Source organism: Mycobacterium sp. TH-M106, assembly GCF_057473765.1.
In genome coordinates this window covers 1-1,060 of record NZ_JBYCLE010000059.1, presented here as the reverse complement: position 1 = coordinate 1,060, position 1,060 = coordinate 1, and the positions used below count along the sequence as shown (strand labels likewise).

General features: G+C 64.6%; 1 protein-coding gene. It reads right to left on the bottom strand.

Going from position 1 to position 1,060, the window contains the following annotated elements; genetic code table 11:
* Window positions 1-1,040: elongation factor Tu (gene tuf, locus AC2VOP_RS01945; protein WP_486959399.1), on the bottom strand; the 1,040-nt coding region annotated here is incomplete at its 3' end.
* Window positions 1,041-1,060: the final 20 nt, after the last annotated feature.

Below are 1,060 nucleotides of genomic sequence, written 5' to 3'. Positions count from 1 at the left end.
GGCAGGCTCACCACACCGGTCACGTCGGTGGTGCGGAAGTAGAACTGCGGACGGTAGTTGGTGAAGAACGGCGTGTGCCGGCCGCCCTCGTCCTTGCTCAAGATGTAGGCCTGGCCCTCGAACTCGGTGTGCGGTGTCGTGGTGCCAGGCTTGGTGACCACCTGGCCGCGCTCGACGTCCTCACGCTTGACGCCGCGCAGCAGCAGACCGACGTTGTCACCGGCCTGGCCCTGGTCGAGCAGCTTGCGGAACATCTCCACGCCGGTGACCGTGGTCTTGGTGGTCTCCGGACGGATGCCGACGATCTCGACTTCCTCGTTGACGTTGATCACGCCGCGCTCGACACGGCCGGTCACCACGGTGCCACGGCCGGTGATGGTGAACACGTCCTCGACGGGCATCAGGAACGGCTTTTCGGTGTCGCGCACCGGATCCGGGATGGACTCGTCGACGGCGTCCATCAGTTCCTCGATGGACTTGACCCACTTCTCGTCGCCCTCAAGGGCCTTGAGTGCGGACACCCTAATGACCGGTGCCTCCTCGTCGAACTCCTGGGCGGCCAGCAGCTCGCGGACCTCCATCTCGACGAGCTCGAGCAGCTCCTCGTCGTCGACCGCGTCGGCTTTGTTGAGCGCGACGAGGATGTAGGGCACCCCGACCTGACGGGCCAGCAGCACGTGCTCCCGGGTCTGCGGCATTGGACCGTCGGTGGCGGCCACCACCAGGATCGCACCGTCCATCTGGGCGGCGCCGGTGATCATGTTCTTGATGTAGTCGGCGTGCCCCGGGGCGTCGACGTGCGCGTAGTGCCGCTTCTCGGTCTGGTACTCAACGTGGGAGATGTTGATGGTGATGCCGCGCTGACGCTCTTCGGGCGCATTGTCGATCTGGTCGAATGCGCGCGACTCGTTCAGGTCCGGGTACTTGTCGTGCAAGACCTTGGTGATAGCCGCGGTCAGTGTCGTCTTGCCGTGGTCAACGTGACCAATGGTCCCGATGTTGACGTGCGGCTTCGTCCGCTCGAACTTCGCCTTCGCCACTTCTATGTCCTCCTGGACTG